The following is a 17,982-nucleotide window of genomic DNA, read 5'->3' on the forward strand; positions in this document are numbered from 1 at the left end:
GGTGGGACGGCTAATCTGCCCCGCATGGGCAAGGGGACGAGCGCCGAGCGGCTGATCGACTGGACCGGCGAGCGGTGCGTGCCGTGGACCGACGATCTCCAGGTGATCTACGAGCACTACCACCGCTACGCGTTCGCGGGCCGGTTCGCCGAGGGCAAGCGCGTCCTCGACCTGGCGGCCGGCGAGGGCTACGGCTCCTCGATGCTCGCGCGCTCGGCCGCCGAGGTCGTCGGGCTCGAGATCGACCCGAAGACCGTCGAGCACGCCCGGAACCGCTACCCGGCCGTCCGGTTCGAGGTCGGCTCGATCACCGACCCGCAGGCGCTCGACGGCGAGGTCTTCGACGTCATCACCTGCTTCGAAGCCATCGAGCACGTCGACGAGCAGGACCGGCTCATGGAGCTCGTCCGCAACCGGCTCGCGCCCGGCGGGGTCTTCCTGTGCAGCACCCCGGACGTCGAGGTCTACACGCACGACCACGGCAACGAGAACCCGTACCACGTGCACGAGCTGACCGAGTCCGCGTTCCGGTCGCTGCTGTCCGCCAGCTTCGAGCACGTCGTGGTGCTGCGGCAGAACGTCGCCGTCGGCTCGCTGATCCACGACAACGGCGCCGGGACCGGCGCCGAGGTCCTCACCCTGCGGCCCGACGAGAGCGACGGCTGGATCGTCGAAACCGGCGCCCCGCACACGTACTTCGTCTCCGTCGCGTCGGCCGAGCCGCTCGAGGTGCCCTCGACGTCGGCCATGGTCGACCCGAAGCTGACGCTCGTCGCCCGCGCCGCCGCCGAGACGGGACGGCTGCGCGCCGAACTCGGCCGCACCGAGGCCGAGCGCGAGCGGGCAGCCGCGTCCGTCACCCGGCTCACCACCGAACTCGCCCAGGTCACCGCGGCCGAGCGGCTCGCGTCGACCGAGCGCGACGAGGCACTCCGGCAGGCCGAGCGCGCGCGCGAAGACCGGCAGCGCGCGGCCGACGAGCTGAACCGGCTCCAGCGCAAGGCCGGCTACGACCGCGAACGGCTGGAGTGGCTGGCCGGCAACAACACCAGCCTCAGCGAGACCATCGGCAGGCTCGCCGCGGAGAACGAGAAGCTGCGCGCCGAGACCTCCGCGCTCGTCCAGCGGGCGATCGGGAAGTACCGCGGCACGATCGAGCGGTACGCGCCCCGCGGCACCCGCCGCCGCGACTTCTACGAGACGGCCCTCGGCCGTCCCGCCGGGGTGCTGCCCGGAGCCCCGGTCGCGGTGCCGGGCCCGGTCGCGGTGACCACCAGCGACCAGCCGATCGTCAGCGTCGTCATCCCCGTCTACGGCAATTGGCGGTTCACCCGCGGCTGCCTCGACTCGATCCAGCGGCACCTGCCCTCGACGCCGTTCGAGGTCGTCGTCGTCGACGACGCGTCGCCGGACGACTCCGCCGACCGCGTCGCCGGCTGCGCGGGGGTCCGCCTGGTCCGCGCGCCGAAGAACCTGGGTTTCGTGGGGGCCTGCAACCTCGGCGCCGAGCACGCGCGCGGCGACTTCGTCATGTTCCTCAACAACGACACCGAAGTCCGCCCGGGCTGGCTGGACGAGCTGGTCGCCGTCGTCGAGACGCGGCCCGACGTCGGGCTCGTCGGCTCGAAGCTGGTCTACCCGGACGGCCGCCTGCAGGAGTGCGGCGGCATCATCTGGGCCGACGGCACCGGCTGGAACTACGGCAGGTTCCAGTCGCCGGACGCGCCGTGGTTCCAGGCGCTGCGCGACGTCGACTACTGCTCGGGCGCGGCCCTGCTCGTCCGGCGGGAGCTGTTCGAGCGCATCGGCGGCTTCGACAAGCGCTTCGCCCCCGCGTACTACGAGGACACCGACCTCGCGTTCGCCGTGCGGGCGGCCGGGTACCGGACGATGGTCCAGCCCGCGTCGGTCGTCGTGCACCACGAAGGCATCACCAACGGCACGGACGTCTCGTCCGGGGTGAAGCGGCACCAGGAGCTCAACCGCGGCATCTTCATCGACAAGTGGAGCGTCCAGCTGCGGGACCACTTCCCCGAGGCGAGCCCGCGCGCGGTCTGGGCCGGGCGGCAGCGCACGAAGGACGGCCACCGCGGCGGCACCGTGCTCGTCGCCGACCACCAGGTGCCCATGCCCGACAAGGATTCCGGGTCGGTCCGGATGTTCCGCATCCTCGAACTGCTCGTCGGCCTCGGCGAGCGGGTCGTGTTCATGCCGCTCAACAACGCGCTCCCGGAGCCGTACGCCGAAGCGCTGTACCGCGCGGGCGTCACGGTGGTGACCGGGCTCGGCGAACAGCTGGAGTTCCTGCGCGACGCCGGCCCCGACCTGAGCCTGGCCGTGCTGTCGCGGCCGCACGTCGCCTGGCAGCTGCTGGAGCAGGTCCGCGAGCACGCGCCGGACTGCGTCATCGCCTACGACACCGTCGACGTGCACTTCGTCCGGCTCAACCGCCAGGCCGACCTCGCCGCGCAGCTCGGCAACACGCGGGAAGAACTCACGCTGCGGCGGCGCGCCGAGGTGCTGCGGGAATCGGAACTCGGCCTGACCCGCGCCACCGACGTCACCTTCGTCGTGTCCGATGTGGAGCGTGAGCTGCTGCGGGAGCTCGTACCGTCGGCGCGCGTCGAGGTGCTGTCCAATGTGCACTACGCCGACGGAGCGGTGGCCGTCCCGGAAGGACGGTCGGGTGTGCTGTTCGTCGGCAGCTTCGACCACCACCCCAACCGGGACGCGGCGCGCTGGCTGGCGGAGGAGATCATGCCGCTGGTGCGCCGCCGCCGTCCGGATGCGGTCGCCCAGATCGTCGGCAGCAACCCGCCGCAGGAGATGCTCGACCTGGAGCGTGACGGCGTCGTCGTCCGCGGCTGGGTCCCGAACCTCGACAGCGCCTACCGCGAGGCCCGCGTGGTCGTCGCGCCGCTGCGGTTCGGGGCCGGCGTGAAGGGAAAGCTGGGCGAGAGCCTGGGCTACGGGGTCCCGGTCGTCGCCACGCCACTGGCCGCCGAAGGCATGCACCTGACCCACGGCCGGGACGTCCTCGTCGGCGGCTCGGCCCAGGAGCTCGCCGACGAGATCGTCACCGTGCTCGAGGACGACAAGCTGTGGCAGCGGCTGTCCGAAGAGGGCAAGACCGTGGTGGACCGCCTCTTCGGGGCGGACGTCGCTCGCCGCACCCTGGCCGGGGTGCTCGACCGGCGCGGCTGATCAGCTGGGCGGCAGCGCTTTCTTGAACACCGCGACGGCGTTGTCGAGGCTGGTCTTCAGCTCGTTCTTGTCCTTGGCGAAGGGCTGGGACGCCCACAGGACGATCGCGACCTTGCCCGAGGTGTACCAGGTGCCGTCCAGCCGTTGGTCGCCGTTGCGCCCGGTGACCGTGCCCGGGTCGGCGGGGATCGGGACGTACCCGCCGGCGGCGGCGGCCTCGCGCAGGTAGTCGATGATCGCCTTGGCGCCGTCCTCGTTCTCGGCGGGGATCGCGTAGCCGAGGAACCCGGTGTCGCCGGCCGAGGAGGCGCGGTAAACGAACTGCGTGACGCCGTGCTGCGAGAAGACCTGGGCGGCCTCCTTGGGGTACAGCTTCAGGTCCAGGCCGCGGGCCAGCGACATCGCGGAGCTCTCCGCGTGCTGCAGGCCGGGCAGCGGCGGCACCTGGTCCTCCAGCTGCGGCTGGGCCGCGGCGGCCGGGGGCTGGGTCACGACGGGCGTGAACGTGGTCAGGGCGTTCGGCTGCTGGTCGTCGCCCCCCAGCCACATCGTCGCGCCGATGACCATGCCCACCACCACCAGCACGCCGAGCACGACGAACGGCCAGGTCGCGCGTCCGGACGACTCGCCGTGGGTGGCCCAGCGGTGCTTACCGGGCGCCTCCTCCGGTTCGGGGTGCGGCTGCGGTGGGCGCGATTCGCCGCCCGGCGGCGTGATCGGCGGGAACCGGCTGCCCGGTCCTTGCTCCGCCGGGCCGTCGACGCGCAGGTAGCGGGTCGGCGTGATGTCGGCCGGGCTCGGCGCGGTCGTCATGTGGTCCGGGATGGCCGGCACGTGGCTCGTGGACAGCGACGTCGGCAGCCCGGTCCGCTGCCAGGGCGGGTGCGGCCGCTGGTGCGGCACCGCGGGACGCGGCGATTCCATGCGTTGCGGCGGGGGAGCCGGCGGGGCCGGTGCCGGGTGGTGCGCCGGGTTGGTGCTCCGCCAGTGCTCACCCGGACGGCGCAGCGGCGACGGCACCGGTGAGGGCACGGTCGAACCGGAGGCTTGCGCGAGCAGCTCATCCCGCTGTTTGCGGTGGTCAGCCGGCTCGATACGGCCTTCGGCAAGCTCCGCGTCGAGACGGCGAAGCTCTTCCTGCCAGCTCATCCTTGGACCCCCATCCACCGTTCGGGGCATCAGTCTGGCACGCACGCCCGACCTGCGAGATTGCGGTTTGAGGTTGATCGGCAACGTAGCGCAAGTCCGGCGTTTGCGGGAGACCCGAAATCTCCTCCGCCCGGGTCACCCGTCAGGCCCCCGAAACTGTCGTACATATGTTCTAAAATTGGCGTTGTCCAGGGGAGATGCTGCCCGCGTCTGCGGGTGGCGTGATGGAGGAAGGCAGGGCCATGGCCTACATCACCCTGTCCACATTCGTGGGCTACAGCGCGAGTTCCGGGCCGTCGCGGTCGTCGTTCGTCCGGCGGCAGCGCCGGCAGTACGAAGATCCGGCGCGGGCGGCGTTCAACTACTACCGGAGGGCGGCCAACGCGGTGCGGTCCGGCCGGGCGGCGAACCAGGACGAGGTGGCGTTGCGCGCGCTCGTCAACGCCGCCGACGAGCGGACGAAACCCCACTACGCGGCGATAGCCGAGGGCTGGCTGCGGTACCTCGGCCGGAAGTCGCCGCGGCTGGTCGAAGTGGGGCGCGGCCGGTGCCGGATCGGCGAGCTCGAGATCGGCGTCAGCCCCCAGATGGGGCTGCGCAAGAGCGATGGCCGCCGGTACGCGACCTGGCTCTACTTCAAGGAGGAACCGCTGACGAAGGCCTCGGCGCAGCTCGCGCTGTGGGTGCTGGAGCAGGCGATGCCCGACGTCCTGCCCGGCGGCGAAGCGCTGGTGATCGACGTCCGCCGGGCGAAGGAGTACCAGCTCTCCGCCCGCGATCGTGAACGGCTGCGGCCCTGGGCCCGCAGCGAGGCCTCGGCGTTCCTGACCCTCTGGGACGCGGCCTGAACACCGGGAGGCGCCGGGGGCGCCCGGCGCCTCCCGGTCGCCTCAGCCGTCGACGGCGCCGAGCAGCACGTCGGCCAGCAGGTCCGGCCGCGTGACGAACGGGTGGTGCGCCACCGGCAGCTCGACGACGTCCGTGGCGCGCGCCGCCTGTGCGCGCTGGGTCTCCGGCGGGGTCGCGCGATCTTCGCCGCAGACGACGTAGGTCGACGGGATCTCCCGCCACGCCGCCCGGGTCACCGGCTGGCCGAACACCGCTTCGTTCTGGCGGGTGAGCCGGTCGGCGGCCGCGGCGTAGGTGGCGTCGTCGAAGTCCTGCGCGAACAGCGGCCGCACCAGCTCCTCCCGGACGCTCGCCGTGCCGTCCCCGTGGCTGACGTGCCACGCCGGCGGCTCGCCGGTGCCGAAGCCGGCGAGCGTCTCGCCGGTGTCGGGCAGGAACGACGTCACGTAGACGAGCCGCCGGACCGCGGGATGGTCGCCGGCTTCGGTGATCACCATGCCGCCGTAGGAGTGCCCGACGAGCAGCGCGGGCTCGGCGGAGGTGTCGAGCAGGGCGCGGACGGCCGCGGCGTCGGCGTACAGGTCCCCGCGCGGCTCGCTCTCGCAGCTGGGCAGCATCGCCGCTGAACTGCGCAGACCGCGCCGGGCGAGTACCTCGGCCGTCGGCTGCCACCACCATGCGCCGTCGCGGACGAAGGCACCGTGGACGAAGAGGGTCCGCATGGTGACAACTTGGCAGAACCCACCCGGTGGTGTGACGCAGTTCGCGGCGGGCGGACGGGGACTGGACAAACCGGAGGCCGAACACAAAGCTTTCGCCTTGTTCTTCTGTGCCTGGCCGACATGAGGTCGTAACCGTGAATGCTGCCTGGGAAGCCGTCTCCCGTGTCGTCGACGAGCCCGCCTGGTACTGGGTGTACGACAAGCTGGCGTTCTGGCCGAGCATCTACGCCCACGCCTGGCCGGGTTTCCGCGAGCCGGCGCCGTCGCGGACGTGGGACCTTTCGCCCGGGGACCTGGACCGCGCCTCGGCCGAGTTCCGCCTTGGCCCGTACGCCGTCGAGGAGCACCAGGTCGCGGCGATCGCGCTGGCCGCGTTCCGCGAGGTCTGCGGGCCGGACGACTGGATGTGGGCGTTGCACTGGCAGCACCAGTCCTACCGCGTCCGCCCGCACCTGATGTCCGAGGGTGCCCGCTGGCCGGTGCCGGTGTTCCCGCGCGCGGACTACCACTTGTTCCTGGCTTCGGACTTCTCCTACGGCACGCTCGGCCACCCGTGGGAGCGGACGCTGTGCGTGTTCGGCGAGAAGCTGGTGCCGGCGTTCGAGCGGCTGGGCGAGGGCGTGCTGGCGAACGTCCTGCGCCGTGACGGGAAGCCGTCCGCGCTGGCCCGCTGAACCGCTGGTTGATCTCTTGCTACCGTTCTGCGGGTGTTCGAATATCACGGCTGGGTGACCATCCAGGCGACCGCGAGCGGCGATGACGACGCGGCGCTCCTGGAGCGCCTGGTCGACCGCGTGCACCGCGCGATCCGCGACGCGGGCGACTTCGACCTGGTCGACCTCCGCTGGAGCGCGGGCATGCCGATGCTCCACTTCGGAGGTTTCGACAAACACGGCGGCCGCTTGGCCCCCGACCTCCTCGACCTCTTCACCCGAGTGGGCGAATTAGCCCCCGGCTCGTACGGTCTCCTCCACACGTGGAACGACCAGGACACGGAGAACGACAACAACTTCCGCGTCCACCGAATGGCCCGAGGCCAGGTAACAGAGCACGAAGACCCCCACCTGACCCCAGTAGCCCCCACAATCCTCGACACCTACGAGCTCTAAAACCCAAGAGCCCCAGGCGACACGGGGAAACTCGGCCACCTCCCGAAGTCTGGCGACCGCACCGTGGGGGGTCCGGGGGGCTCGGCCCCCCGGGTGAAATGGCGAGAGGGCTGCATCGGCGCTTTTTGCCGATACAGCCCTCTACCCGCGAGCGGATGACGGGATTCGAACCCGCGACCCTCACCTTGGCAAGGTGATGCGCTACCAGCTGCGCTACATCCGCGTTGTCTTGCTGACGGGGAGAACTCTATACCCTGCCCTGAGGGGCTCGGTGACCGGGTCCCTCACGGCTCTGACCGGTGCTTCCGTGTCACAGCTGGCGTACAAGGGGTGACGACGGCTGATTCCCTCCGTATGGTGTCTCCATTCGACCGAATGGGGAGACCTTCGGGGAGGAGGTGCCGGGCCGGATGACCGAGCTGGGCACGGCGCCGCCACCGGCGGCCTCGGAATCCGACGAGCAGGCACTGCTGCAGCGGCTCCGTGACGGCGAGGACGCCGCGTTCGGGGAGCTGTTCGAGCGGCACGTCGCCGCGGTCCGCCGGCTCGCGCAGAGCCTGGCGGCCGACCGGTCCGAGGCCGAGGACATCACCGCGGAGACGTTCTTCCGCGTGTTGCAGGCCCTGCGCCGGGGCGCCGGCCCGCGGGACTACATCCGTGCCTACCTGCTGACCGTCGCCCGCCGGGTGTCCTGGGAGTGGCACGGGGCCCGCCGGGACGTCCCGGTTTCGGACGACGAGCTGACCTTCCGCGCCGGGGCGGGTGCCGACACGCACGCCCGCACGGCCGAGCACACGCTGATCACGACGGCGTTCACCAGCCTGCCGGAGCGGTGGCGGACGGTGCTGTGGCAGACCGAGGTCGAGGGCGAGCAGCCCGCCATGGTCGCTCCGCACTTCGGGTTGAGCGCGAACGCGACGGCGGCGCTGGCCCGCCGGGCCCGGCAGGGCCTGCGTGCGGCGTACTTGCAGGCACACCTTTCGGTGAACCGCGGGCCGGACTCGTGCCGCGCGGTCGTCGAAAAGCTCGGCGGGTTCACCGCGGGCAGCGTCACCGGTGCCGAGGCGGAGCGGATCAAGGCGCATCTGCTCGGCTGCCCGTCGTGCCGGGCCACGCAGGACGAGCTGCGCGACGTTTGTTCGTCGCTGCGCGCGCACGCCGGGGTGCTGGTGCTGCTGGTCCCGGCCGCCGCGTCGGTGGGTGGTGGCGGCGTGCTGACCGGTCTGGGCGCGACGATCAAGGGCGTCCTGGTCGGTTCGAAGGTCAAGATCGGGCTCGCATTGGCGTCGACCGCCGCCGTGGGCGTCGTCGGCGTCGCGGCGGGGCCCGCGCTGTTCGGGTCCGGGCCGGTGCGCGACGTCGGGTTGACCGGGGGTGCGCCCGAGCTCGTGGTGGTGCCGCCGTCGGAGACGCAGCAGCCGCCCCCGCAGCCGGAGCCGGTGCAGCGGATCGGCATCGGGGTGCTCAACGGCCGCGGTACCGGCGTCGCGATCCCGGCCCGGTCGCGTGGTGGTGACCGGCAGGCCGCCGCGAACGAGGTGCCCGGGTTGTCCGTCGCCGGGGATGTCCCGGTCGGGGACGCGGGCGGTGCCGGGGACTCGCCGGCCCCGCGCGAAGACCTCACCTCGTCGACGTTCGGGGCGTCCGGCCCCCCGGCGACTTCGCCGCGGCTGGACACGTCGAAGCCCGACCTGACGATGACGACCGAGTCCACCGAAGCGCCGCCCACGCCGGAGGACGCCGAGGCGCCCGAGTTGTCGCCGACCGGCCGTCCCGGCGAGCCGACGGCACCGGCCGATAAGCCGGCGCCGAAGGAAGACGAGACCGGGACGACTGAACCGCCGGCCACGGAGACGCCGACGACGACGGTGACGCCGACTTCGGGGAAGCCGTGCCCGGCCGGCGCGTCCGCTGTCACCGGGTCGGGGGAACCGGCGGATTCGGGTTCGGCCGGGCCGACGGGTTCTTGATCAGCGGTGATCCAGTCCGGCGGGTGAGATGTCCGGTTCCTCCCTCGCGCGGGTGAGGCCGGGCACGGTACCGTTGAGTTGCTCACCCTGCGGGCGCCCTGGGAGGCAACTGAATGAACCGGCTGGTACGCGGCGAAGACGGCCGCGACTGGGTGGTCCGTGCCCAGATGGAATGGCGCGCACCGGCGACGGCCGACGACTTCGAGCACGACGTCGCGGGCAGCTACGGGCCCGGGATCGCGATGATCGTGGTGACCGCGCTGCTGGCCGTGATCCTCGTCGTGTGGACGCCGGACCAGGTCAACATCCCGGCGTGGGTGCTGCTGGCGCTCCTGCTGGTGGTGTTGTTCTTCCCGCTGCGGTGGATCCTGCGCCGTCCGTGGACGGTCGTGGCGGAGACCGAGGGGGACGTGACCGGCGACCGGCCGTCCGAGCGCTGGGTCGGCACCATCCGCGGCATGTTCACCGTGCAGGGTGAGGTCAAGAAGATCTCCAAGACCATCCAGCGGCATTCGCTGCCCGATTTCGACGGTCCGCTGCACCCGGTCGAGTAGCGAGTACCGGATTTCGACCGAAGGGGTGAAACTGGGGACATGCCCGAGCTGCCCGAGGTCGAAGCACTGGCCCACCACCTGCGCGAGAACGCCGTCGGCCGGACGATCTTCCGGCTCGACGTCGCCTCGCTGAGCGTGCTGAAGACGGCGACGCCGCCGTGGACCGAGCTGCACGGCCGCGAGATCACGGGCGCGACCCGGCACGGCAAGCACCTCGACGTCGTGGCCGGTGACCTGCACCTGGTCGTCCACCTGGCCCGCGCGGGCTGGCTGCGCTGGTCCGACGGCCTCGCCGCCGCGCCGCTGAAGCCGGGCAAGGGCCCCATCTCGCTGCGCGTGCACCTCGAGTCCGCCACCGGGCCGGGCTTCGACCTCACCGAAGCGGGCACGAAGAAGGGTCTCGCGGTGTGGATCGTCAAGGACCCGCAGGAGATCGCGAGCGTCGGCCGCCTGGGTCCGGACGCGCTCGTGGTGGACGCCGCGCGGCTGCGTGAGCTGTTCGCCGGGAAGAACACCCGGTTGAAGTGGGCGCTCACCGACCAGTCGCTCATCGCCGGGATCGGCAACGCCTACTCCGACGAGATCATGCACCGCGCGAAGCTCTCGCCGTACGCCACGATCGGCAAGCTCGACGACGGCGCGCTGGAAACCCTCGCCGAGGCGATCCACGAGATCGAGTCCGACGCCGTCGAGCGGTCGGTGGGGCAGAAGGCGGCGCGGCTGAAGGGGGAGAAGCGGTCGGGCTTGCGGGTCCACGCGCGGACGGGGCTGCCGTGCCCGGTCTGCGGCGACACGATCCGCGAAATATCTTTCGCCGACAAGTCGTTCCAGTACTGCCCGACCTGCCAGACGGGCGGCAAGCCGCTCGCCGACCGCCGGATGTCGCGGCTGCTGAAGTAGCCGTCTCCGGACGCTCGGTAGGGTCTCCTCAACCCTCCGTCATCGCAGTTGGACAGAAAGTGGGATCAGGCCTTGCACCCGGTCGGTCGAGCGCAGAGCATGGACGCCGTGTCCGGGTTCCCGCTTGCGCAGATCGTCCCGTGGGCTCTTGTGGTGCTGCTCGTCGTCGCGGTGGTCGTGCTGCTCGTGAAACAGCGCAAACCCGCCAGCGTGGTGGAGGACGCCATGCTGCAGGCGGTGCACCGGATGTCGAAGGCGGCGCCGAACCTCCGCTCCGGCCTGGACGAGGACGCCGCCGACAAGATCACCACGCAGCTGCTGCAGATGCTCGACTGCGTCGCCGTCGGCATCACCGACAGTGAAGGCACGCTGCTGTCCTGGGACGGCGAAGCGAACGAGCACTACGTCGACCTCGTCGAGGCGATCGGGGCGGCGATCCGCAAGCACCGGCGCGAGGTCGTCGCGCACGACCGGATGCCGTGCAACCATCGCGGCACCTGCCGGATGAAGACCGCGGTCATCGTGCCGCTGCTGGTGGAGGGCGAGACCGAGGCGGCGCTGATCGTCGTGGGCCGCACCCGCGGCCGGCTGGTGCAGATGGCCGACGCCGTCGCCCAGTTCGTCTGCACCCAGTTCGAGCTGGCGCGGCTCGACGAGTCCAAGCACCAGCTCCAGCAGGCCGAGATCAAGGCGCTGCGGGCGCAGATCTCGCCGCACTTCGTCTACAACGCGCTCAACACGATTTCCGCGCTGATCCGCACGGACCCCGAAGAGGCGCGAGAGCTGCTCCAGGACTTCGCGGACTTCACGCGCTACTCGTTCCGGACGTCGGGCATGTTCACCTCCCTCGCCGAGGAGCTGCGCAACATCGACCGGTACCTGACGATCGAGAACGCCCGCTTCGGCGGCCGGCTCGAGGTGCGGATGAAGATCGCACCCGAGGTGCTCAGCGTCGTGGTGCCGTTCCTGATCATCCAGCCGCTGGTCGAGAACGCGGTCAAGCACGGACTGGCCAGCAAGCCCAGCGGCGGCTGCGTCACCGTGATCGCGCAGGACTACGGCACCGAGGCGCTGATCAGCGTCGAGGACGACGGCATCGGCATGGACCCCCGCAAGCTCAACGACCTCAAGAGCGCCCACCGCACCGGCGCGCACGTCGGGCTGGGCAACATCAACCAGCGCATGCAGCAGGTGTTCGGCAGCGATTACGCGGTGATGGTCGAGACCGCGCCCGGCGCCGGCATGAAGGTGACGCTGCGGGTGCCGAAGTTCGTCCCGGGTGTCCGGCCGAACATGCCGGACTACAGCTCCGACAGCGACACGGCCGACGCGGACGTGCCCGCCCAGGGTGGCCCCGCCCAGCTGAACGGCGCCGAGGTGAACGGCGTCAACGGCACGCGCTCCGGCATCCTCCCCATGGGCTGAATCCCGCTAGCCTGGCGTTATGAGCGTTACGGACAAACTGGCTTCGCGGATCCCGGGGCTCGCCGACCGGGTCGAGCGCAAGGACGTCGTGGCCGTGGTGAAGCTGCACGGCGTGATCACGCCGTCGCCGTCGCCGCTGGCCAGGGGCGCGATCAACCTGGCCGCGGTGGAATCGGCGCTGACCAGGGCGTTCGGCCACGACCGGCTGAAGGCGGTCGCGCTGCTGGTGAACTCGCCGGGTGGCGCGCCGACGCAGTCGGGGCTGGTCGCCGAGCGGATCCGGCAGCTGGCCGACGAGAAGGGCGTGCCCGTGCTGGCGTTCTGCGAGGACGTCGCCGCGTCGGGCGGGTACTGGCTGGCGTGCGCCGCCGACGAGATTTACGCGCACCGGACGTCGATGGTCGGCTCGATCGGCGTGATCAGCGGCGGCTTCGGGTTCACCGGCCTGCTGGAGCGTTTCGGCATCGAGCGGCGGCTGCACACGGCGGGCGCGAACAAGTCGCGGCTGGACCCGTTCTCGCCGGAGAAGCCCGAAGACGTCGAGTGGCTGAAGAAGATGCACACCCAGCTCCACGAGCTGTTCGTGAGCTGGGTGAAGGAGCGCCGCGGCGACCGGCTGACGGACTCGGAAGACCTGTTCACCGGCGACGTCTGGCTCGGCACGAAGGCGGTCGAGCTCGGCCTGGCCGACGGCCTGGGCAGCCTCCGCCAGATCATCACCGAGCGCTACCCGGACGCGGAGATCTCCGTGGCCGAGCCGAAGAGGCCCCTCTTGGCCCGCCTCGGCATCGGCGCGCCGGCTGCGGCATCGGCGGTGCTGGACGCGGTGACCCAGAAGGCGGCGTGGTCCCGCTTCGGCCTCTGACGCCGATGTCCGGTTAGGGTACTTCCGGGCAGACTTTGTGACCTGGATCACCCAACCCGTGTAACGCCTCTGGAATCGCGCCCAAGCGTCAGGTCTCCTTGTCGACGGGCTTTGTTGCGAGCGGCAACAAATCCGGTCGACAAGGAGGTCGTACCCGATGCCCCACTCCCGCAGAATCGCCGTCGGTGCCGTGCTCGGCGCCGCGCTCATCGCCATTCCCCTCACGATGCCCGCGGCGGCTTCGATCCCGCCGCCCGAAGCGGGCTGGACCACCGTCTTCGCCGACGACTTCACCGGCGGCTCCGGGTCGCTGCCCTCCGGCGCCAACTGGATCGTCGACACCGGCCACAGCTACCCCGGCGGTCCCGCCAACTGGGGCACCGGTGAGATCCAGAACTACACGGCCAACCCGGGCAACCTCTCCCTCGACGGCGCCGGCAACCTCCGCATCACGCCGTTGCGCGACGGCTCGGGCAACTGGACGTCGGCGCGGATCGAGACCCAGCGCACCGACTTCAAGCCCCCGGCGGGCGGTGTCATGCGGATCGAAAGCCGGATCCAGATGCCGGACGTCACCGGCGCGGCCGCGCTCGGCTACTGGCCGGCGTTCTGGGCGCTCGGCGGTCCCTACCGCGGCAGCTACTGGAACTGGCCCGCCATCGGCGAGTTCGACATCATGGAGAACGTCAACGGGATCAACTCCGTCTGGGGCGTCCTGCACTGCGGCGTCAACCCCGGCGGCCCGTGCAACGAGACCACCGGCCTGCCGAACAACCGGGCGTGCCCCGGCAGCAGCTGCCAGTCGGCCTTCCACGCCTACCGCTTCGAATGGGACGCGAGCACCAGCCCGCAGGTCCTCCGCTGGTTCGTCGACGGGCAGCAGTTCCACTCGGTGAGCCAGAACCAGCTCGACGCGACGACGTGGGCCAACATGACCAGCCACTCCGGCTACTTCGTGCTGCTGAACGTCGCCATCGGCGGCGCGTTCCCCAACAACAACTCCGGCACGACCACGCCGGGACCGGGGATCGTGCCGGGGCACCCGATGGTCGTCGACTACGTCACAGTCACCACGCGCGGCGGCGGTGGTGGCACGACGACCCCGCCGACCACGACCACTCCGCCGTCCGGCGGCGGCAGCGCCTACAGCACCATCCAGGCGGAGTCGTACACGCAGCAGAACGGCCTGGCCAAGCAGACGACCACCGACACCGGTGGCGGGCAGAACATCGGGCCGGCCGGCAACGGCGACTGGGCGCTGTACCCGAACATCGACTTCGGTGGCAGCGCGGCGACCAACTTCCAGGCGCGGGTGGCGTCCGGGGCCGCAGGCGGGGTCAGCGGGCTGGTGGAGGTGCGGCTGGACAGCCTGTCCAACGCGCCGGTCGGCAGCTTCGCCGTCGCCAACACGGGCGGCTGGCAGAGCTGGCGGACCGTCCCGGCGAACATCAGCGGGGTGACCGGCGTGCACAACGTGTACCTGACCTTCACCAGCGGCCAGCCCGCCGACTTCGTGAACCTCAACTGGTTCACGTTCGTGCACTGATTGCGGGGGTCCCGCGGACGGCAGGGCCGTCCGCGGGCCTCCTCGGAGGCTTAAGGCGGACGGGGGCTGGACATTGCACTCGGCAATGGGCAGGATGCGTTTCACTGTGAGTGCTCACGATGACACCCGGAAGCTCGTGGTCCTGGCTGTGGACGACGAGCCGAACGGTCTTGACGAACTCGTCCACTGCCTGCGCAACAGCCCGCACGTGGCGAAGGTGTTCCCGGCGATCGACGCCTCCGAGGCGCTGCGGTTGCTGTCCACCGACGACCCGCGGCTGCGCGAGCGCAAGGACCGCGGCCTGCCGATCGTCGACGCCGTCTTCGCGGACATCGACATGCCCGGGCTGTCCGGGATGGAGATGTCGCGGGTGTTCGCGGCGCTGCGACCCTCGCCCGCGCTGGTGTTCGTCACCGGGCACGCCGAAGAAGCCGTCAACGCCTTCGACCTCGGCGCCCTCGACTACGTGCTCAAGCCGTACCAGCAGGACCGCCTCGACCGCGCGATCTCGCGCGTGCTGGACAAGCTGGCCGCGGCCGCGGCGCCCCCGCCCGGCGCGCTGGGCGGCGAGCCGGTCAAGAACGACGACGAGGTCATCCCGGTCGAGCTGGCCGGCACCACCAAGCTCATCCCGCGCTCTTCGGTCCGCTGGGTCGAGGCGCAGGGCGACTACGCGCGGTTGTTCACCACCGAAGGCAGTCACCTGGTCCGCATCCCGCTGGCCCAGCTCGAGGAACGCTGGGAGAAGGCCGGGTTCGTCCGCATCCACCGGTCGTTCCTGGTCGCCCTGCCGCTGATCACCGAGCTGCGCATGGGCCAGGGCGGCTACCAGGTCGTCATCGGCAACGAGGAGAAAGTGCTGCCGGTGAGCAGGCGGCACACCCGTGCGCTGAAGGACCGGCTGGTCGGTTCGGGCCGGAACGGCTGAGCCGGGACCGGCCATGACGGACGACTTCTACGAGCACCGCGCGAACGGCGTCCGCGAACCCGATCCGACGCTCGGCAGGCGCGCCCGGCAGCGGCCGCTGCCGCAGCCGACCGACCGGGCCGTCGTCGAGCCGCTGCCGCCGGCCCCGGAGAACGAGCCGCCGAAGCCGGATCACCACGCGAAACCCAAGCGGGAGCGAGTGATCCTCGCCGACCCGCGCCGCGGCGGCGGCACCCTGCGCGCCCGCGTCGAGCTGGAGGAGCAGACCAGCTGGGGGAAACTGCTCGTCCGTGACCACCTGGTGAAGGTGCAGCTGCGGACGTCGCTGCTGCTCGCGCTGCTCGTCGTCGGCGTGTTCGGCTCGCTGCCGGTGCTGTTCTACCTGGTGCCCGGGTTCTCCCGGGCCAGCCTGCTGGGCATCCCGGTGGCCTGGTTGATCCTCGGCGTGCTGCCGTTTCCGTTCTTGTTCGGCGTCGGCATCTGGTACAACCGGCTGGCCGAGCGCAACGAACGCGCGTTCGTGGACATGATCGAAAACTAGTTTCGCACTCACTCGTGCGAGGATTCCTCCCGTGCAGCTGAACCCGTGGGCCTTGACCGGCATCGTGCTGGTCGCCGTGGTGACGCCCTACCTCGGTCACCGCTCCTCGCGGTCGGCGACGAGCACGCACGACTTCCTGGTCGCGCGGCGCACCGTGCGGTCCCGCCGCAACGCCGCCGCGATTTCCGGCGAGTACCTGTCCGCGGCGTCGTTCCTCGGCATCGCCGGGATCGTCCTCAAGGACGGCGCCGACGCGCTGTGGTTCCCGATCGGCTTCACCGCCGGATACCTCGCGCTGATGCTCTTCGTGGCGGCGCCGCTGCGCCGCTCCGGCGCGTACACGCTGCCCGACTTCGTCGAAATGCGGCTCGGCTCGCAGGGGCTGCGCCGGTTCTCCACGGCGTTCGTCGTGTTCATCGGGATCCTGTACATGGCCCCGCAGCTGCAGGGCGCCGGCCTGACCCTGGCGACGATCCTGCCCGTGCCGGGGTGGGCGGGCGCGGTCGCGGTGATGATCGTGGTCACCTTCAACGTGATCTCCGGCGGCATGCGCGCGATCACCGTGGTCCAGGCGTTCCAGTACTGGCTCAAGTTGTTCGCGATCGCGGTGCCCGCGTTCGTGCTGTGCATGGTGTTCTTCACCGGCGGCAGCCCGAACGGCTTCCGGCCGCTCGGCTCGCCCGCCCCGCCGGTGTTCGTCAGCGACACCACGGTGGACGTGCAGACCGACGTCACCCTGCACGTCACCTCGGACACGTACCTCTACGCCTACGGCCGCACCGACAACGGCCCCGCGGCCGGGCCGACACACTGGACACCGCTGGCGCCCCACACGGTGTCCGAAGGCACCAAGCTGAAGTTCATCGCCGGCACGCCGGTCCCGGTGGTCAGCGACGCGAGCGCGGACAACGCGGACTGGCTGCACCCGGGCTCGGGCAGCCTCACCGACCTGCTCCAGACGTACTCGCTGATGTTCGCGACGTTCCTCGGCACGATGGGCCTGCCGCACGTGCTGGTGCGCTTCTACACCAACCCCGACGGCAAGGCCGCGCGCCGCACCACCGTGCACGTCCTGCTGCTGCTCGGGCTGTTCTACCTGTTCCCGACGCTGCTGGGTGCGTTGTCGCGGATGTACGTCCCCGAGTTGCTGGTGACGGGGAAGACGGACGCGGCGATCCTGCAGCTGCCCTCGGCGATCCTGCCGGGGATCGGCGGCCAGCTCCTCGGCGCGGTCACCGCGGCCGGCGCCTTCGCCGCGTTCCTGTCCAGCACGTCCGGGCTGCTGGTGAGCGTCGCCGGGGTGGTGTCGACCGACCTGCTTCCGGGCCGGGTGCGGGACTTCCGCGTGGCGGCCGGGCTGGTCGCGCTGTTCCCGATCGCGCTGGCGGTCGCGCTGCGGCCGGAGGACATCTCGCTGTCGATCGGGCTGACGTTCGCGCTCGCCGCGTCGACGTTCAGCCCGCTGCTGGTGCTGGGCATCTGGTGGCGCAAGCTGTCCTGGCCCGGCGCGCTGGCCGGGATGTTCGCCGGCGGCGGCCTGGTGCTGGCCGCGCTCGTGATGAACGTCGTGAGCGGCTACACCGGTGGCTGGGCGCCCTGGTTCGTCAACCAGCCCGCGCTGATCACGGTGCCGGTGGCCTTCGTGACGACGTACCTGGTCAGCCGCGTGACCGGGTACGGCCGCCCGGAGCACGTCCACGACATCATGCTGCGGCTGCACGCCCCCGACCCGCTCGGCTTCATGCGTGACCGGGCCGTCGCGCGGTTCGGCCAGGCGGAAGAGAAGACCCGGGTCACCGGCCGCGGCCGTCACCGCAAGTGATCGCCCACCTCACGCGCGGGCTACCCCTCCACATGGCAGCATGGACACCGTGGTGAGCCCTGCTGAACTGCCGACCGCCGAGGTCCGCGACCTGCCCAAGGACGGCCTCGTGCTGCTCGACGTCCGCGAAGACGACGAGTGGGCCGCCGGGCACGCGCCCGGCGCGGTGCACATCCCGATGGGGGAGCTGCCCGCCCGCGTCGGCGAGCTGGCCGAGCTGCCCGACCAGCCGATCCACGTGATCTGCCGCAGCGGCGGCCGGTCCGCGCGCGCGACCGCCTGGCTCAACCAGAGCGGCTGGGACGCGGTGAACGTGGCCGGCGGCATGGGCGCGTGGCAGCGCGAAGGCCGGCCGATGGTCGGCGAGCACCCCGGCATCGAACCCGAAGTGATCTAGC

Annotated in this window: 16 protein-coding genes and 1 tRNA gene; 14 read left to right on the forward strand and 3 right to left on the reverse strand. The window is 71.2% G+C overall.

Annotated elements, in window-relative coordinates; all coding sequences use genetic code 11:
* Positions 1-24: 24 nt before the first annotated feature.
* Positions 25-3,204, forward strand: coding sequence for a glycosyltransferase (locus AB0M80_RS09480; RefSeq protein WP_364561293.1), 3,180 nt, complete (start codon positions 25-27; stop codon positions 3,202-3,204).
* Here the strand turns inward: AB0M80_RS09480 and AB0M80_RS09485 are convergent, their stop codons facing one another.
* The gene (locus tag AB0M80_RS09485) at positions 3,205-4,353 is read right to left on the reverse strand and encodes a hypothetical protein (RefSeq protein WP_364561296.1); all 1,149 of its coding nucleotides are present in this window, start codon (positions 4,351-4,353) and stop codon (positions 3,205-3,207) included.
* Between the two features lie 242 nt (positions 4,354-4,595).
* Here AB0M80_RS09485 and AB0M80_RS09490 point away from each other — a divergent pair, with 242 nt between their 5' ends.
* The gene (locus AB0M80_RS09490; RefSeq protein WP_364562021.1) at positions 4,596-5,201 is read left to right on the forward strand and encodes a hypothetical protein; all 606 of its coding nucleotides are present in this window, start codon (positions 4,596-4,598) and stop codon (positions 5,199-5,201) included.
* A 42-nt stretch (positions 5,202-5,243) separates the two neighbouring features.
* Here AB0M80_RS09490 and AB0M80_RS09495 read toward each other — a convergent pair whose 3' ends face one another.
* The gene (locus AB0M80_RS09495) at positions 5,244-5,924 is read right to left on the reverse strand and encodes an alpha/beta hydrolase (protein ID WP_364561298.1); all 681 of its coding nucleotides are present in this window, start codon (positions 5,922-5,924) and stop codon (positions 5,244-5,246) included.
* Between the two features lie 134 nt (positions 5,925-6,058).
* Between AB0M80_RS09495 and AB0M80_RS09500 the strand changes: the two genes are divergently transcribed.
* Positions 6,059-6,598, forward strand: coding sequence for a DUF2716 domain-containing protein (locus AB0M80_RS09500; protein ID WP_364561300.1), 540 nt, complete (start codon positions 6,059-6,061; stop codon positions 6,596-6,598).
* Between the two features lie 33 nt (positions 6,599-6,631).
* A complete protein-coding gene (locus AB0M80_RS09505) occupies positions 6,632-7,033 on the forward strand; it encodes an immunity 7 family protein (RefSeq protein WP_364561303.1) in 402 nt (133 codons plus the stop codon).
* Positions 7,034-7,183: 150 nt separating this feature from the next.
* On the opposite strand, the gene AB0M80_RS09510 is transcribed toward AB0M80_RS09505, so the two are convergent.
* Positions 7,184-7,256 (reverse strand) — tRNA-Gly (locus tag AB0M80_RS09510).
* Positions 7,257-7,443: 187 nt separating this feature from the next.
* On the opposite strand from AB0M80_RS09510, the gene AB0M80_RS09515 reads away from it, so the two are divergent.
* The 10 genes from AB0M80_RS09515 (at position 7,444) to AB0M80_RS09560 (ending at position 17,981) form a co-directional block, all read left to right on the forward strand.
* Entirely contained in the window at positions 7,444-9,003 is a 1,560-nt protein-coding gene (locus AB0M80_RS09515) for a sigma-70 family RNA polymerase sigma factor (RefSeq protein WP_364561306.1), read from the forward strand.
* A gap of 113 nt (positions 9,004-9,116) precedes the next feature.
* Entirely contained in the window at positions 9,117-9,557 is a 441-nt protein-coding gene (locus AB0M80_RS09520; RefSeq protein WP_206784122.1) for a DUF983 domain-containing protein, read from the forward strand.
* 39 nt (positions 9,558-9,596) lie between these two features.
* Entirely contained in the window at positions 9,597-10,457 is an 861-nt protein-coding gene (locus tag AB0M80_RS09525; protein WP_364561309.1) for a DNA-formamidopyrimidine glycosylase family protein, read from the forward strand.
* A gap of 99 nt (positions 10,458-10,556) precedes the next feature.
* Positions 10,557-11,882, forward strand: coding sequence for a histidine kinase (locus tag AB0M80_RS09530; protein ID WP_364561312.1), 1,326 nt, complete (start codon positions 10,557-10,559; stop codon positions 11,880-11,882).
* A 19-nt stretch (positions 11,883-11,901) separates the two neighbouring features.
* Positions 11,902-12,747, forward strand: coding sequence for a S49 family peptidase (locus AB0M80_RS09535; protein ID WP_364561315.1), 846 nt, complete (start codon positions 11,902-11,904; stop codon positions 12,745-12,747).
* 157 nt (positions 12,748-12,904) lie between these two features.
* A complete protein-coding gene (locus tag AB0M80_RS09540) occupies positions 12,905-14,293 on the forward strand; it encodes a glycoside hydrolase family 16 protein (RefSeq protein ID WP_364561318.1) in 1,389 nt (462 codons plus the stop codon).
* Positions 14,294-14,387: 94 nt separating this feature from the next.
* A complete protein-coding gene (locus AB0M80_RS09545; RefSeq protein ID WP_043792552.1) occupies positions 14,388-15,221 on the forward strand; it encodes a LytTR family DNA-binding domain-containing protein in 834 nt (277 codons plus the stop codon).
* A gap of 13 nt (positions 15,222-15,234) precedes the next feature.
* On the forward strand, positions 15,235-15,762 hold the full coding sequence (locus AB0M80_RS09550; RefSeq protein WP_364561321.1) for a hypothetical protein: 528 nt from the start codon (positions 15,235-15,237) through the stop codon (positions 15,760-15,762).
* Between the two features lie 31 nt (positions 15,763-15,793).
* Positions 15,794-17,584, forward strand: coding sequence for a cation acetate symporter (locus AB0M80_RS09555; RefSeq protein WP_364561323.1), 1,791 nt, complete (start codon positions 15,794-15,796; stop codon positions 17,582-17,584).
* A gap of 40 nt (positions 17,585-17,624) precedes the next feature.
* The gene (locus AB0M80_RS09560) at positions 17,625-17,981 is read left to right on the forward strand and encodes a rhodanese-like domain-containing protein (protein WP_364561325.1); all 357 of its coding nucleotides are present in this window, start codon (positions 17,625-17,627) and stop codon (positions 17,979-17,981) included.
* The last annotated feature ends 1 nt before the right edge of the window (position 17,982 follow it).

It is taken from the genome of Amycolatopsis sp. NPDC051045, from assembly GCF_040682955.1.
Lineage (GTDB): Bacteria > Actinomycetota > Actinomycetes > Mycobacteriales > Pseudonocardiaceae > Amycolatopsis.

Bases quoted from the DNA above. Each gene is read 5' to 3' on its own strand.
- AB0M80_RS09480 (WP_364561293.1), top strand. From the start codon at position 25: ATGGGCAAGGGGACGAGCGCCGAGCGGCTGATCGACTGGACCGGCGAG.
- AB0M80_RS09485 (WP_364561296.1), bottom strand. From the start codon at position 4,353: ATGAGCTGGCAGGAAGAGCTTCGCCGTCTCGACGCGGAGCTTGCCGAA.
- AB0M80_RS09490 (WP_364562021.1), top strand. From the start codon at position 4,596: ATGGCCTACATCACCCTGTCCACATTCGTGGGCTACAGCGCGAGTTCC.
- AB0M80_RS09495 (WP_364561298.1), bottom strand. From the start codon at position 5,924: ATGCGGACCCTCTTCGTCCACGGTGCCTTCGTCCGCGACGGCGCATGG.
- AB0M80_RS09515 (WP_364561306.1), top strand. From the start codon at position 7,444: ATGACCGAGCTGGGCACGGCGCCGCCACCGGCGGCCTCGGAATCCGAC.
- AB0M80_RS09520 (WP_206784122.1), top strand. From the start codon at position 9,117: ATGAACCGGCTGGTACGCGGCGAAGACGGCCGCGACTGGGTGGTCCGT.
- AB0M80_RS09525 (WP_364561309.1), top strand. From the start codon at position 9,597: ATGCCCGAGCTGCCCGAGGTCGAAGCACTGGCCCACCACCTGCGCGAG.
- AB0M80_RS09530 (WP_364561312.1), top strand. From the start codon at position 10,557: ATGGACGCCGTGTCCGGGTTCCCGCTTGCGCAGATCGTCCCGTGGGCT.
- AB0M80_RS09535 (WP_364561315.1), top strand. From the start codon at position 11,902: ATGAGCGTTACGGACAAACTGGCTTCGCGGATCCCGGGGCTCGCCGAC.
- AB0M80_RS09540 (WP_364561318.1), top strand. From the start codon at position 12,905: ATGCCCCACTCCCGCAGAATCGCCGTCGGTGCCGTGCTCGGCGCCGCG.
- AB0M80_RS09545 (WP_043792552.1), top strand. From the start codon at position 14,388: ATGCGTTTCACTGTGAGTGCTCACGATGACACCCGGAAGCTCGTGGTC.
- AB0M80_RS09550 (WP_364561321.1), top strand. From the start codon at position 15,235: ATGACGGACGACTTCTACGAGCACCGCGCGAACGGCGTCCGCGAACCC.
- AB0M80_RS09560 (WP_364561325.1), top strand. From the start codon at position 17,625: ATGGACACCGTGGTGAGCCCTGCTGAACTGCCGACCGCCGAGGTCCGC.